A 15,600-nucleotide genomic window follows, 5' to 3' on the forward strand; every position below is an offset into this window, starting at 1 on the left:
TCGCTGTATAAGACAGAAAAACGCTTTTCATCAATGGCAGGAAATATTTCATCGGCAAAGACTTTTGCCCAGGATTTTTCCAATGCTTTTTGTTCTCTGGCAGTTAATCCAGAAAAACTATCTGTAAATGACATTTGCTGGTAAGTATTTTCTTTGAATGACATAGAGATTGCCTTCTTTCCTACTAAGATATCTCTATTATACAGCAAGTAAACCATTTAGGCTTGTATTTACTACAAAATATATGAACTTTTCAAGGTACTATAGAGGGGCTTTTGACCCCAACATCATAGTTTTAAAATAATATAAAGCAAACGGATAAAAATATTTTCTCCGTCATAAACTTCAAAAAGAGAGGGAAAAACTTATGATTTTTTATTTTACCGGAACTGGTAATTCGCTTTGGGCTGCAAAAGAAATTGGAAAAGAGCTGAATCAGCCTGTTGAGAATATTATAAAACAGAAAGCAATTTTTTCTGCAAAAACGATATAATCGGTTTTGTCTTTCCTACCTACATGAGCGATCTGCCATGGATTGTAAAAGAATTTTTATTGAAGTTAACGGTCAATCCTGACTGCTATACTTTTGTCGTCATGACTTCTAACAATGGAAAAAGCGGAAATTCTTTTGTCAGCCTAAGTCAGGCACTTTCCCGCAGCGGTGCAAACCTGTCGGCTGTCTTTGATCTGCAGATGCCAGGCAACTGTTTAATCAGCTCAGAGCAGGAAAATCTGGAACGACTGAAAAAAGCACCGGAACGGTTAAAATCTATCATATCTTTTATAAAAGAACGAAAAACAAACTTTACATCTGACGGAAGTCTGCCAAAAGAAGATTTTGTTACTGCATCGTATTTTTATGGAGGACATTCCTGTGCAGCCTGTTATGCCTGTCTTCACTGGTGTCCCAAGAATGCTACCCTGCTTAAAGTTCCATTTTTGAAACATCGTCCGCAGTATCATCATCCAGATGTAACGCTGGCGGAAATCAAAGAATAAGTCTGTAAACGGCGCCCCGGTCCTGCATCCAAATGATCTGCAGGGCCGGGGCGCTTTGCAATTTATGTGCGTGTAAGATGTTGGCTTTTTATTTTCGCTCCGTCTCGCATACGATGATATGTTTGCTCTTCTCATACCCGGGAACTTTCCGGTCCGTGATAAAAATCGGTTTTTCAAAGTCTGCGAAGGTAACGGAACTGATGCTGTTAAATTTGCTTGCGTCACAGAGGACGTAGCACTGGCGGCACTGTTCCATGGCGGTCTTTTTGGTGACGGCCTCGTTGACGTCCGGGGTTGTGCAGCCGCTTCTTCGGGTTACGCCATTTGTTCCGAAAAAGCCTTTGGTGAAATGATACTCCTGGATCGTGCGGATTGCCTGGTTTCCGACGACGGCTTCTGTGGAGCTTTTGAGCTCGCCGCCTACCAGAATGACCTTAAACCCGCGTGATGCCAGCCGCTGTGCGTGAGCGACGGCGTTTGTCACGAAAACGGCGGAGGTTGCCCGGATGAAATCGATCATATGCGCCGTTGTCGTTCCCGCGTCGAGAAAGACGAAATCGTCCGGCTCGATGAGGGATGCCGCATATTCTGCGATTTTCCGTTTGGCATCGCAGTTCAGCTCATTTTTCTGTGCAACGGTGTACTCGTGTGCCGTCACCTTCTGGCCGGCTTCCACGGCGCCGCCGAATACCTTTTCCAGCTTGCCCTCCTTGTCGAGCGCTGTGATATCGCGGCGTACCGTGGACTCCGATGTATCGAGAAGATCCCGGACTTCCGTCACGGTGATGCTTCCCTTTTCTTTTAACAGTTTCAAAATTATCTCATGTCTCTGCTGTGTTAACATTTCTTTCCTGCCTTATATTCTGCCACGTTTGTTTCCAGAATGATCTTGCGGAGCGGAAGGATGCTTCCCGGAGAAACGGAAAGTTCATCTACGCCCATCGCAAGGAACTCTTTTGTCAGCTCCTGGTCAGCGCCGAGCTCGCCGCAGATACCAGCCCAGATGCCGGCTTTGTGTGCATTCTCCACAACCATCTGAATCATGCGCAGGATCGCCGGGTGATGCGGATCAAAGAACGGATCCAGCTTTGTGTTCTGGCGGTCGATCGCGAGGGTGTACTGACTGAGGTCGTTCGTTCCGATACTGAAGAAATCAACCTCTTTTGCCAGCTCATCGCTGATGATGGCAGCCGCCGGGGTCTCGATCATGATACCCTGCTCTGGATTTCCGTACTCAATGCCCTGCTCAGCGAGAGAAGCTTTTACTTCCTCCACAATCGCTTTGATCTGGCGAACCTCGCCGACACTTGTGATCATTGGATACATAATGGCAATTTTTCCATATGCGCTTGCGCGGAACAGCGCGCGAAGCTGTGTCTTGAAGATCTCCGGCCGCGTCAGGCAGATGCGGATCGCACGGCAGCCAAGTGCCGGATTCTCCTCTTTTTCCATCTCGAAATAATCGCACTGTTTATCGGCACCGATATCGAGGGTACGGATGATGACGCGTTTTCCCGCCATCGTCTCTGCTGCCTGTTTGTAGATACGGAACTGCTCCTCCTCTGTTGGATAGTGATCCTGCTCAAGATAGATAAACTCGCTTCGGAACAGGCCGATGCCGCCCGCGTCGTTCTGCATGACAACCGCAAGGTCTTTGATGTTTCCGATATTAGCATACAGCAGAATTTTCTGTCCATCCAGTGTAATATTTTCTTTTCCCTTTAAGGTGAGGAGCAGTTTTTTCTTTTCCTCCTCCTCGGTGCGGCGCTTCTGCATGGCAGCAAGAGTCTCCTCGTCCGGATCAACATAGATGGTTCCATCGGATCCGTCCACGATGCCGAGCTTTCCGTCTACGCTCTCATCCAGCGGAAGCGGTATTCCGACCAGTGCCGGAATCGCCATGGTTCTTGCAAGGATAGCGGTGTGGGAATTTAAAGAACCGTGTACGGTAACAAAAGAAAGAACTTTGTCCTTATCCATCTGTACCGTCTCAGACGGCGCAAGGTCATCTGCCACGATGATCGCCGGTTCGTCGTTTAAGGATGCGTCGGTGTCGTCTCCGTTTAAGATGGAGATCAGACGCTCGGAAATATCCTTTACGTCTGCCGCGCGCTCTCTCATGTAATCATCGTCCATGGCAGAAAACATCTGCGCAAAGTTGTCGCCTGTCGTTGCAACGGCATACTCAGCGTTGACGCCCTGGCTCTTGATAATATTCTCGACGGACTCGTTGTAGCCGTCGTCCTCCATCATCATCTGATGTACCTCGAAGATCGCTGCATTGGCCTCGCCAACCTCTTTGCATGCTTTTTCATACAGAACGCCAAGCTGTGCGATTCCTTTTGCCTTTGCTTCCTCAAACCGTGCCATCTCCGCATCCGGATTTTCTACTTTCACACGTTTTACCTGACGCTCATTCTTTTTGTATACGCGGATCTTTCCGATCGCAATGCCGGAAAATACGCTTTTTCCCTGATAAATCTGCATAAGTTTTCTCCACCTTTGTTCTCGATATCCGAATTTTCTGTCCAGACAGCCGGAGCGTGTTTAAAAAGGATTTCTTAGTTTCAGAAAGTTTTTCAAACACGCTCCGGCCGATTACTATATTGTAATTCTCCAGAGCCCCATCTCAATTCCGCTTACGCTCCATTTCGATGTGGCTTCTCGCCATATGGAATTCCAGAAAAAAGCACTCATTCATGCAAGCATGATTCGCACTTTTTTCTTCCATTCCGCATGGCTCTGTAGAATTACAAGTTCTCTTTCATGAAATTGCTGATTGCTTCGTATGCAGCATCTTCATCTGCTCCATCGAAGGTCAGGGTAACTTCTTCGCCCTGTTTTACAGCCAGTCCCATGATGCCGAAGATGGCTTTGCAGTTCATGGCTTTTCCGTCTTTTGCGATCTTGATATCACAGGAAAATTCTTTGACTGCTTTTACCAGCATTCCTGCCGGACGAGCGTGGATTCCTTCTGGATCTGTTACAACATACTTAAATTCTTTCATGATTTTTTCCTCCCATAGGATCTTTGATATTTTTATTTTACTTTGTTTTCTGTCTTTTTTCTACTCTTTTATGCAACTTTTTTCTTTAAAACTCCAAGCAGAACTGCGGATACCACTGTTCCGATGACAACTGCCACCAGATAAAGCAGCGCATTTCCCATAACCGGTACAACGAAGATGCCGCCGTGCGGTGCCATTAAGGTACAGCCAAATGCCATGGAGAGCGCACCTGCGAGGCCAGAGCCGATGATGCAGGCCGGAAGAACGTGGATCGGGTCTGCTGCTGCGAATGGAATCGCACCCTCGGTGATGAAGGCAAGTCCCATGATGAAGTTGGTCGGACCGGATTCTCTTTCTTCTTTTGTAAATTTATCTTTGAACAGCAGGGTTGCAAGTGCAATCGCACACGGAGGAACCATACCGCCGATCATAACGGATGCCATAATGTCGTAGTTTCCTGCTGCGATGGCTGCTGTTCCGAATACGTAAGCTGCTTTGTTGAACGGGCCGCCCATGTCGATGGCCATCATGCCGCCGAGGATCATGCCAAGGATCAGCTTGCTGGATCCGCCCATGGAAGCAAGACCATTGTTCAGTACCGTGTTGACGGTTCCCATGATCGGCTCTACAATGAAGAGCATCAGAAGTCCCATCGCAAGGATGCCGACTACCGGGTAAATCAGAACCGGCGCAATCTTTTCGAGTGCTTCCGGAAGTTTCTCACATGCTTTGCGGAGGACAAGGATAATGTAGCCTGCTGCAAAACCGGCAACAAGTGCTCCAAGGAAACCGGAGGTTCCGCTCGATGCCATCATACCGCCGACAAAACCAAGGGCAAGTGCCGGCCGGTCGCCGATTGCCATGGCGATGTAGCCTGCAAGAACCGGGAGCATGAAGCCGAATGCCACGCCGCCGATCTGTTTGAACATCGCTGCAGCCGGGGTAATCGTACCGAAGTTTGATCTGGCTGCGGCATCAAGGGAGTTCATATCAACAAGAAGTCCGTCGATCAGGAATGCGATTGCGATCAGAATACCGCCGCCGACAACGAACGGAAGCATATGGGAAACACCATTCATCAGCTGGGTGTACAGCTGGTGGCCGATACCGCCGCTGTTCTTCTTCGTGCTTGCTGCGGCTGTCTGCGCATTGCCGCTCTTGTAAACCGGTGCGTTTCCGGACATCGCAAGCTCGATCAGCTCATCTGCTTTGCTGATACCGTCGGATACCTGGCGCTGAATGACTTTCTTTCCGTCGAAACGATCCATCGGAACCTGTGCGTCGGCTGCAACGATGATGCAGTCCGCATCGGCGATTTCCTGTGCAGTCAGCACGTTTTTCGCTCCGCCGGAGCCTCGTGTCTCGACTTTTACGAAGCATCCTTTTGCTTTCGCTGCTTTCTCGATTCCCTCGGCTGCCATGTAAGTGTGGGCAATACCGGTCGGGCAGGAAGTAACGGCGAGAATCTTCACCTGATTTTCTTTTGCTTCCACCGGCTCTGCAAGACGCTCATCTACGCTCTTTTTCTCTTCATCGGCGCGGTCGATAATGGCAAGGAACTCTTCCGGTGTCCTTGCGTTTCGAAGGCTCTTGGTGAACTCTTCATCCATCAGCATCATGGAAAGTTTACTTAAGACATCGAGGTGAACGTTGTCTTTTGTGTTCGGCGCTGCGATGAGGAACAGCAGGGTGACCGGCTCTCCATCGAGAGAATCAAAATCAACGCCGTTCGGGATCACCATGGCTGCAAGGCCCGGTTTGTTTACTGCATCACATTTTCCGTGCGGAATCGCAATTCCCTCTCCGATTCCTGTGGTGCTCTCTTCTTCTCTTGCGTAAACCTGTGCACGGTACGCATCTTCGTCTGTGATCTTTCCGCTTTTGACCATCAGCGCTACGGCTGCATCAAGCGTTTCCTGTTTGCTTTTCGGTGCGGCATCCAGCGCAATACTGCGGATGTCCAGCAACTCTGTGATTCTCATGAGACGTCCTCCCTTTTATTTTGTAATCTGTTCGTAGACAGATGCAATTTCCTCCCGGGTTGCAAGGTTTTCAGAAAAAGCACTTGCACTTCCCGCTGCGATTCCCATATGGAACGCATGGAGGTAATCTTCTTTTTCCATGTAGCCTGCCATGAATCCGGCTACCATCGAATCGCCTGCGCCGACGCCGTTGATAAGCTTTCCTTTCGGGGCCGGAGCTTCAAAGACCTCACCGGATGCGGCAACGAGAACGGCTCCTTCGCCTGCCATGGAAACCAGAACGTTCTGTGCGCCCTTTTTCTGCAACTGTTTTGCATACGGAACAACCGACTCTCTTGTCTTTAATTCCACACCGAAAATCTCGCCGAGTTCGTGATTGTTCGGTTTGATGAGGAACGGGTGGTACGGCAGAACCTTCATCAGCAGATCACGGGTCGCGTCTACGACGATGCGGACGCCCTTGCCGTCGAGCATTTCCATAATTTTCTGATAGGCATCATCTGCCATGGATGACGGGATGCTGCCTGCGAGGAAGAGAACGTCGCCCTCGCCGAGTGCGGAAAGCTGTTTCATCAGCTCTTCCACTTTTTTCTCCGGGATTTCGGGTCCCTGTCCGTTGATCTCAGTTCCGTCAATGCTCTTTAATTTGACGTTGATGCGGGAATATCCTTCTTCCAGCCAGATGCAGCCGTTTTTAATTCCCATCTGGTCGAGCCGTCCGGCGATTTCTTTTCCGGTAAAGCCTGCCAGAAATCCGAGCGCTGTGCTCTCAATTCCAAGGTTTCCAAGTACGGTCGATACGTTGATTCCTTTTCCGCCCGGAAGCATCAGCTCGGAGCTTGTGCGGTTGGTAAGGCCGAGCTTGAAGTCTTCCACCGATACAATGTAGTCCAGAGACGGATTGAATGTCACTGTGTAAATCATATTTCCCTCCTGCATTATTTTGATCGTGTTTGCTTTGATGAACTTATTATATCGTCATATTCATTCAAAATCAATCATTAATATTTCATGAATTTTCCCTTCTCTTTTTGTCGTATTTGCATAAGTTTAGAGTTTTATGACGGATTTCCCCGTTTTATCGCCCTGCTTTGACCGAGTTTGACTGATCGTCATCTTTTCTTCCCTGTCACGCATCGATCACTTTATTCTCTCCATTTCGGTCATTTTTTATCAGACACTTTCTTTCTGTTCTCATTTTTGTACTTTACTTTTTCCGGATTTGGTACTAAAGTGAAGAGAAATCAAAAAAAGAATTTTCAGAAGAGGTGATTTTATTTGAAACGATACTATATTCTTCACTATTTTGATCCCGCCAATGTGGGCAGTTTTCTGCTTGTCTCACTGCTCGGCCTGATTCTGGTGCTTGCCCTTGTGCTTCTGATTGCAAAATTGCAGATTCAACGGCAGCTAAAAGAGGAGACAGAGGAAAAAGCAAAAAAAATACGCCGGAAGAAACACCAGCGCAGGCAGTATCAGATTGTGGAAAGCTTTTATGAGCTGGTTTTCTCCGGCACTTCGATTCTTCTCTTCCTCTCCCTCTATTACATTATCGATGAGCGTCTGCCGCAGATTTCGATGTACTGGGAGAAATATCAGGATGTGGTGCTTCTTGTCTTTATCGTGCTCTCCGTCTTTCTGACGAGCTGGCTCGATGTGGTTCTGGTAAAGCTCACGCACCTTGACCCGGAGCAGAAGGCGTCGGTGCGGCTGATTTCGGTCTTCTATATTGTACTGATTCTCCTGTACATCCGCTTTATCTACGAGGACACGAATTATGACGGGCTGATTCTCTATTTCCTGACACTGACGGTCGGCCGCTTCCTGTATTTCGACTTTACGGTCAAGAGTTTTCTTGAAACGATGCGGGGCGTGTTGGAAAATCTACCGCTTCTTGTCATCATGAGCGCCTACTCCGGTTTCGTGTGCTGGTATGGGTTCCATGTCGGCTTTCTGCTGAAATCAAATGGCGTCATTTTGAGCACCTTTCTTGCCCATCTGTTTATGGACTGCTCGATCTTTCTGCTCCACAAGACAAGAATTTTAAAGCATGTGATACGAAAAATTTAAAACCGGCATTTTTTTACTAGCCATATATCAAAAGCTCTGCAGATCAGAATTTTGCATTTTCTGTTCTGCAGAGCTTTTCTTATTTAATGTTCTTTTTTACATGCCAAACAGCAGTGCAAAGCCATGTACGACAAAAGCTGCCAGCCAGGCGATCACACACTGGGAAACGACAACACCGGCTGCCCATCTGCCGCCAAGCTCCCGCTTGATGGAAGCGACTGCCGCCACACACGGCGTATAGAGGAGGCAGAAAACCAGAAGGCTTAATGCGGAAACCGGTGTCAGAATTTCGGTCAGCTGCGCGGTCGTGCCGAACAGTACGGAAAGTGTGGAGACGACACTCTCCTTTGCCATAAATCCGGTTAGAAGGGCGGTCGATACTCTCCAGTCTCCAAATCCAAGCGGCCGAAAAACCGGGGCGAGACGGCCGGAGACAACGGCGAGAATGCTGTCCTTGGAGTCCTCCACGACATTGAGATGCGTTCCAAAGGTCTGTAAAAACCAGATCACAATCGTGGCAACAAAAATGACGGTGAATGCCCGCTGCAGGAAGTCTTTTGCCTTATCCCACAAAAGCTGTCCGACATTTTTTGCCCCCGGCATGCGGTAGTTTGGAAGCTCCATGACAAACGGAACGGCTTCCCCCTGGAATAAAGTTCCCTGCATCAGCATCGCCATCAGGACAGCCATGAAGATACCACCGAAATACAGAAGAACCATCACAAGGGCACTGTATTTCGGGAAGAATGCGGCGGTAAAGAACGCGTAAATCGGAAGTTTTGCCGAACAGCTCATAAACGGAGTTAATAGGATCGTCATTTTCCGGTCACGCTCGGAAGGCAGGGTGCGGCTCGCCATGACGCCCGGCACGGTACAGCCAAAACCGACCAGCATCGGCACGATACTGCGGCCGGAGAGGCCGATTTTCCGGAGCAGCTTATCCATCACAAATGCCACGCGCGCCATATAGCCGCTGTCTTCCAGAATGGACAGGAAGAAAAACAGGGTGACGATGATCGGAAGGAAGCTTAAGACACTTCCGACGCCGTTAAAAATACCGTCAATCACAAGGGAATGAAGCACCGGATTGACGCCCCATGCTGTCATGGCGCTGTCCACGAGCTCGGTCAGTTTTCCGATCAGAATCTCCAGCACACTCTGCAGCGATGCTCCAATCACATGGAAGGTCAGGAAAAAGACAGCCGCCATAATCCCGGCAAAACATGGCAGAGCCGTATATTTTCCGGTCAGCACACGGTCAATTTCTGTGCTCCGCACATGCTCACGGCTCTCTTTTGGTTTTACCACGGTCTCACGGCAGACTTTTTCAATAAAATTAAAACGCATATCCGCAATCGCCGCCGCGCGGTCCAGGCCGCGCTCCGTCTCCATCTGACAGACGATATGCTCGAGCATCTCTTTCTCGTTTTCATCGAGGGCCAGCTGCTCCAGGATCAGCGCATCGCCCTCTGCCAGCTTGCTCGCCGCAAACCGCACCGGAATATCCGCCCTTGCGGCGTGATCCTCGATCAGATGCATGATCGCATGCAACGCACGGTGGACGGCACCGCCGTGGTCATTCGCCTCACAGAAGTCCTTTCTGCCCGGTTTTTCCTGGTATTTGGCCACATGGACAGCATGGGCAACCAGTTCATCGATTCCCTCGTTTTTTGCAGCGGAAATCGGGATAACCGGGATGCCAAGTCTCTCTTCCATCTGGTTCACGAGCACAGAACCGCCGTTTTCGCGTACCTCATCCATCATGTTGAGGGCCAGTACCATCGGAATGTCGAGTTCCATCAGCTGCATCGTCAGATACAGATTCCGTTCGATATTCGTCGCATCTACGATATTAATGATGCCGCGCGGATGCTCGTTCAGCACAAAATTTCGCGTGACAATCTCTTCACTGGAGTACGGCGACATGGAATAGATACCGGGAAGGTCCGTGACCAGCGTGTTCTTCTGACCGCGGATTTCACCATCCTTCCGGTCCACCGTCACGCCCGGGAAATTTCCGACATGCTGATTCGATCCCGTCAGCTGGTTGAACAACGTAGTCTTGCCGCAGTTCTGGTTTCCTGCCAGTGCAAAGGACAGCAGCTCTCCTTCCGGCAGTGGATGCTCCTCTGCCTTATTGTGATACTTTCCGCCCTCTCCAAAACCGGGATGCGGAATCGCTCTGGCATCCGGCTGCTCCTTTTCTTTTACGGTATCCCGCACCTCATCAATTTCAATCCGTCCGGCATCGTCAAGGCGAAGTGTCAACTCATAGCTGTGAATCCGTACTTCCACAGGATCTCCCATCGGTGCGTACTTTACCATCGTTACCTCCGCACCTGGAATGATTCCCATATCGAGGAAGTGCTGCCGCAGCGCACCCTCTCCTCCTACAGTGCGGACAGTCGCCGTTTTTCCGATCGGCAGTTCTTTCAATGTCATATCTGTCTCTCCTTGTTGATTCTCATTATCAACAACAAGTATATGACACAATTCGACTGCGGTCAAGCGCCTGCCGCCATTTACTGTTTTCTTTCTTCCAGTTTTTTCTGTACACTTGGAAACCGCTCGAGATCCGTGTGTGGAATTGCCTGGGCGGCTGCCATCATGGAAATAAAGTCAGAGACCTGGCCAAACTGAATATAAACCATCTCCTCGAGAATCCGGTCAATCTCTTCGATTCGGGTTCTGTCCAGCAGAATTTTTTCCGCTCCCTCTAACGACGTATTTCCAGCACAGATGAGGCGTTCCCGGTCCATATCCGGGTACATGCCGATTGTGATGGCAGACTCCTTCGAGACGTGTTTTCCAAACGCACCAGCCGCGTAAAACCGGTCAATTTCTTCCATGGAAATGCCGGATTCACGCATCATGTACTCAACCATCGTGTAGGCCGCTGACTTTGTACGAAGGAATTCGGCGATATCACTCTGATAGAAGCACAGCCCTTCACTATATTCAACGCACCACTCTCCCGTCTCCGGGTCTTCCTTGATCTTTTCGGACCGCTCCGGCTGCAGGGTACCGAACAGGTTGATCCATCCATTTAGGAATAATTCCGCGAGCAGATCGATAATGCCGGAACCGCAGATGCCCTTTGGCTTACCCTCTCCGATTACATGGCACTGGATTTTCCCGTCTTCTATTTTTACCGTATCAACAGCGCCTTCTGCAGCTCGCATGCCGGTTTTGACCACGCCGCCCTCGAGCGCCGGACCGGCAGCGCCTGCGCCGCAGAGCAGAAATTCCCGGTTTCCGACGACAAGCTCGCCGTTCGTTCCGATATCAAAAAAAACGCTGATCGTTTCTTTTTTATAGAGTTCCGTTGCGATCATACCGCTTAATATATCACCGCCCAGGTAATTGGATTTTCCCGGCACGCAGTAGACACATCCCTTCATGGGAAATCCCATCTCTTTCGCCGGAAGGAATCCGACGCGGTCTGCGCGCACGGCGTACGGGGATGAAAAGACGCAGAACGGATCCAGTCCCAGCAGGAAATGGATCATCGTTGTGTTGCCGGATACGACCATTGAGAGAACATCCGACGGCGCAATTCCTGTCTTTTGGCGAAGTTTTTCAAAGAGCAGTGTAAATGTCTCCATCGTACACGCACGGATGTCCTGCAGTACCTCCGGTTTATCCTTACAGGCAAAGATTCTCGTCAGAATATCGGTTCCATAGGCAGTCTGGCGGTTGTATTCGCTCTCCTCGGCAAGCACGGTACCGTCGCTGCAGTTTACCAGGCGCACAACGACGGTCGTACTTCCAAGATCAGCGGCATAGCCGTAATGCTCTGCTGCTGTATCGCCCGCTTCCAGATCAACCACCTGCCAGATGCTTCCATTCCATGCGAGGGAAACCGTTATGTTATAGTCTGCCTCATCGCAGATGGGATACAGTTTCTGCAGCGCTGGAAGGGTAAATGATGCGGTGATTCCTTTCTCTTTTAATGCATCCAGTATCCGCATCTGGCTGGAGCGGGCGTCCTCCTCCGTCGGCGGGACCAACTCCAGATACTGTTTCTGTGTTACTCCTCTATTCATTATTACTTCCTCATTTCCTGATCATTTTTCTGTTTCTTATTGTAGCACTTTTCTCTTTTCCAGAGAACTTATTTTTTTCACATTTTTACTACATTTCCATCACAGATTCCCATTATACTGCAAAGCATAGAAACAAAAAAGGAAGCAAACAAAACCGGAAGCCGATTCCGGAACACAGTTTAAAATACAGATATCAGAAAGGAAGTATTTATTATGATGGACTACAGAAACAACTACAATAACGAAAACGAAACCAATAATGAGAACATGATGGCAGCAGAGCAGAACAGCTTCAACGGAAAGAAACCTTCTTCCAAAAATAAAAAAGCTGCTAAGCTTGCAAAAAAAATCGGAGCCATCGCCTTAAGCGCAGTTCTGTTCGGCGGTGTTGCCGGCGGTACCTTCCAGGCAGTCAACCACTTTGCCGGAAGCACGACAGCCGCTGCAACAACAACCACTGCACAGCAGACGACTTCCAACAGCAGCCTCTTAAAAGCCGCTGCCACATCCTCAAGCTCCACTTCCACCGGAACGATGGATGTTTCCACGATTGCGAAAAACGCAATGCCGTCGATCGTCTCCATCACAAACCAGTCCGTACAGGAAGTACAGAACTACTTCAGCATGTTCGGTTACGGTGCCCAGACTCCGCAGACCGAGGAGACCACAAGCTGCGGTTCCGGTATCATCATCGGAAAGAATGACACCGAGCTTCTGATCGTCACCAATAACCATGTAGTAGAAGATGCCGATACTCTTTCTGTTAGTTTTGTAAACAATCAGGTCTGCAAGGCAAATATCAAAGGTACCGATGCCGATAACGATCTTGCCGTCATCGCCGTTCCGCTCTCCGAGATCCCGGATGACACGATGAGCAGCATCGCTGTTGCCACGATGGGCGATTCTGATTCCGTTGAGGTCGGCGAGCAGGTCGTTGCGATCGGCAACGCACTCGGCTACGGCCAGTCCGTTACGACCGGTATCATCAGTGCTGCAAACCGTGTGATCGACAGCGATTCCTCTTCTGACGGAAGCTCCGATGGAACAACGGCAGATACTTCTTCCACTGATACAACCGGAAAGACCTACTTACAGACCGATGCAGCCATCAACCCTGGCAACAGCGGCGGCGCTCTTCTGAACATGAACGGAGAGGTCATCGGTATCAACTCCGCAAAACTTGCTTCTACAGAGGTAGAGGGCATGGGCTATGCAATCCCGGTCTCCCGTGTTTCCGATATCATTGAAAATCTGATGAATGAGCAGACCAGAACAAAGGTTGCCGCAGAAGATCAGGGAACGATCGGCATCAAATGCCTCGATGTCAGCAGCCAGATCCAGCAGGCATACAATATGCCGGCCGGCATCTATATCTCCGAAGTAACCTCCGGCGGTGCCGCTGAAAATGCAGGTCTGAAATCCGGATACGTTCTGACCAGCTTTGACGGACATTCCATCACCTCCACCAGCGAGCTGAAATCCCTGCTGCAGTATTACTCTGCCGGCGAAACCGTTGAGGTGGAAGTACAGGTTCCAGACAACGGATCCTATGAGACAAAGACCTTCTCACTGACCCTCGGAACGAGCACCAGCTCTTCAGATGATCAGCAGAGCGATTCCCAGCAGAATGCGGGTTCATCCCGCTCTGCAGAGGGTGGAAATACCCTGACCTCCGCTACTCCTTCGATCTGACTGCCCGCTCTCCCGTGAAAGAAATCCATAAATAAAAAACATCATAAGCATGAAAGAAAGGCCCCGAAACATAACTCCAATGTTTCGGGGCCTTTCTCCTATTCTCTTAATCCATTTCTTATTTTTCTGCTCCTGCAACTGCCTCGCGGGCTGCTTTCTCTTCCGGATCTTCATCCAGAATGGAGAATGCAATATTGGTTGCATGGTCCGCGACACGCTCGAGTCCGGATACAAGATCAGAGAAGATCATGCCGGCTTCCGGCGTACATTCGTTGCGGGTCAGACGCTCTACATGCTTCTGCTGCAGATCCCGCTCCTCCTGATCAATGGAATTTTCAATATCAATGATCTCCTGCAGGTGCTGCAGATCATTCTTTGCAAACATTTCGATCGACTCATCGAGAATTTTTAATACCATATCCAGCATCTCGGAAAGATCCAGTTCGCCCTGTTTGCTGAAGGTCACATTGTCATTCGTCATCTGCACAGCAGAATCTGCGACATTCTCGGCATGATCACCAATCCGCTCGATATCATTGACCACATGGAACAGCGCACCGATGCGCATAACGTCTGATGTCGGCAGCGATGCCTGATTTAAGTGAACCAGATAGTTCGTAATCTCTTTGTTCAGGAAATTAATATTTTCCTCGACACGGTAGACCTCGTCGATTTCTTTCTGATCGCGGGTCACCAGCGTATTCATCGCGCGAATCAGGTTGGTCTCTGCCATCTGTGCCATACGCTCCATCTCACGGACAGCCTGCAGAACTGCAGTCGTCGGGGACATCGCATGTTTCGAGCTAATGTAGGCAAGCTCGAACTTTTTGTCTTCCTCGTCATTTCCGCGGATGATAAAGTACGTTGCCTTCACCAGAAGCGGGGTAAACGGCAGCATCAGGAGTACCTGGCATACTTTGATGATCGAGTTTGCATTTGCGATCATACGGCCTGCTTCGTTTCCGGAAATACCCATAAAGAAGTCAACTACCTGATTTCCAAACAGCAGGAAAATAATGGAGCAGACAATCGTTCCGGAGATGTTGAACAGCAGGTGGACACATGCCGCACGTTTTGCATCTTTTTTGCAGCCGAAGCTGGCAAGAATAGCGGACATCGTACATCCGATGTTGCATCCAAGCATCATAAACAGACAGATCGGAAGTCCCATCAAGCCCTCTCTTGCAAGAAGCATGATGATTCCGACCGTTGCAGAGTTACTCTGCAGAATCGCGGTAGCCACCCAGCCGACTAAGAACGCAAGAAACGGATTCGTCAGGGATCCGAGGGCGTTAACGACTGCCGGGATCTCTTTTGCTTCGTTCAGGGCTCCTGAGATACCGGAGATACCCATAAACAGAATACCAAATCCCAAGATAACCTCGCCGAGACGGCTGATCGTCAGATTGTTCTTTACGAACATAACCATCAGAACACCGATGATGACAAACAGCGGCGCGATATCCGCAAGGTCAAACGCAATCAGCTGTCCGGTAACTGTCGTACCGATGTTTGCTCCGAGGATAATTCCAGGAGCCTGTGCCAGTTTCATCAGACCGGAGTTTACGAAGCTGACCACCATAACGGTTGTAGCGTTGGAGGACTGAATCAGCGCGGTAAAGAAAATACCGACCAGAAGACCGATCACACGGTTCTTCGTAAATACCTCCAGAATGCTTCTCATCTTGGATCCGGCAACCTTCTGCAGTCCTTCACTCATCAGCTTCATTCCATATAAGAAGAAGCCCAGACCGCCCATCAAAGACACTATTACACTCATATTCTTTTTTCTTCCTTGTCTTT

Annotated in this window: 12 protein-coding genes; 4 read left to right on the forward strand and 8 right to left on the reverse strand. The window is 49.4% G+C overall.

Annotated features, from left to right (window positions below):
- Window positions 1–367: 367 nt before the first annotated feature.
- Both DW769_RS17025 and DW769_RS00010 read left to right on the forward strand, forming a co-directional pair.
- Complete coding sequence (locus DW769_RS17025; protein ID WP_256359687.1) at window positions 368–493, forward strand: hypothetical protein; 126 nt, start codon at window positions 368–370, stop codon at window positions 491–493.
- A gap of 59 nt (window positions 494–552) precedes the next feature.
- Complete coding sequence (locus DW769_RS00010) at window positions 553–999, forward strand: hypothetical protein (RefSeq protein ID WP_147398845.1); 447 nt, start codon at window positions 553–555, stop codon at window positions 997–999.
- Between the two features lie 88 nt (window positions 1,000–1,087).
- Here the strand turns inward: DW769_RS00010 and DW769_RS00015 are convergent, their stop codons facing one another.
- From DW769_RS00015 to pfkB, 5 genes are all read right to left on the reverse strand, one after another.
- Complete coding sequence (locus tag DW769_RS00015) at window positions 1,088–1,843, reverse strand: DeoR/GlpR family DNA-binding transcription regulator (RefSeq protein ID WP_118594764.1); 756 nt, start codon at window positions 1,841–1,843, stop codon at window positions 1,088–1,090.
- Entirely contained in the window at window positions 1,837–3,486 is a 1,650-nt protein-coding gene (gene ptsP / locus DW769_RS00020; RefSeq protein ID WP_118749823.1) for a phosphoenolpyruvate--protein phosphotransferase, read from the reverse strand. Before ptsP ends, DW769_RS00015 begins: the two co-directional genes overlap by 7 nt.
- Before the next feature lie 263 nt (window positions 3,487–3,749).
- A complete protein-coding gene (locus DW769_RS00025) occupies window positions 3,750–4,007 on the reverse strand; it encodes an HPr family phosphocarrier protein (protein ID WP_022463097.1) in 258 nt (85 codons plus the stop codon).
- Between the two features lie 68 nt (window positions 4,008–4,075).
- On the reverse strand, window positions 4,076–5,989 hold the full coding sequence (locus DW769_RS00030) for a PTS fructose transporter subunit IIABC (RefSeq protein ID WP_118749824.1): 1,914 nt from the start codon (window positions 5,987–5,989) through the stop codon (window positions 4,076–4,078).
- A gap of 15 nt (window positions 5,990–6,004) precedes the next feature.
- A complete protein-coding gene (gene pfkB, locus DW769_RS00035) occupies window positions 6,005–6,913 on the reverse strand; it encodes a 1-phosphofructokinase (RefSeq protein WP_118666254.1) in 909 nt (302 codons plus the stop codon).
- 354 nt (window positions 6,914–7,267) lie between these two features.
- Here pfkB and DW769_RS00040 point away from each other — a divergent pair, with 354 nt between their 5' ends.
- Window positions 7,268–8,059, forward strand: coding sequence for a hypothetical protein (locus DW769_RS00040; protein ID WP_055226353.1), 792 nt, complete (start codon window positions 7,268–7,270; stop codon window positions 8,057–8,059).
- 96 nt (window positions 8,060–8,155) lie between these two features.
- On the opposite strand, the gene feoB is transcribed toward DW769_RS00040, so the two are convergent.
- Both feoB and DW769_RS00050 read right to left on the reverse strand, forming a co-directional pair.
- The gene (feoB, locus tag DW769_RS00045; protein ID WP_117801061.1) at window positions 8,156–10,501 is read right to left on the reverse strand and encodes a ferrous iron transport protein B; all 2,346 of its coding nucleotides are present in this window, start codon (window positions 10,499–10,501) and stop codon (window positions 8,156–8,158) included.
- Window positions 10,502–10,581: 80 nt separating this feature from the next.
- Complete coding sequence (locus tag DW769_RS00050; RefSeq protein ID WP_118749825.1) at window positions 10,582–12,105, reverse strand: ASKHA domain-containing protein; 1,524 nt, start codon at window positions 12,103–12,105, stop codon at window positions 10,582–10,584.
- Between the two features lie 213 nt (window positions 12,106–12,318).
- Here DW769_RS00050 and DW769_RS00055 point away from each other — a divergent pair, with 213 nt between their 5' ends.
- Window positions 12,319–13,797 carry a S1C family serine protease gene (locus DW769_RS00055; RefSeq protein WP_118749826.1) on the forward strand — a complete coding sequence of 493 codons (1,479 nt, stop codon included), beginning with the start codon at window positions 12,319–12,321 and terminating at the stop codon, window positions 13,795–13,797.
- Between the two features lie 118 nt (window positions 13,798–13,915).
- On the opposite strand, the gene DW769_RS00060 is transcribed toward DW769_RS00055, so the two are convergent.
- Window positions 13,916–15,577 (reverse strand): Na/Pi cotransporter family protein, encoded by a 1,662-nt coding sequence (locus DW769_RS00060; RefSeq protein ID WP_117508987.1) that lies wholly within the window; start codon window positions 15,575–15,577, stop codon window positions 13,916–13,918.
- Window positions 15,578–15,600 lie beyond the last annotated feature (23 nt).

It is taken from the genome of Blautia sp. AM29-29 (assembly GCF_003480555.1).
Lineage (GTDB): Bacteria > Bacillota > Clostridia > Lachnospirales > Lachnospiraceae > Fusicatenibacter > Fusicatenibacter saccharivorans.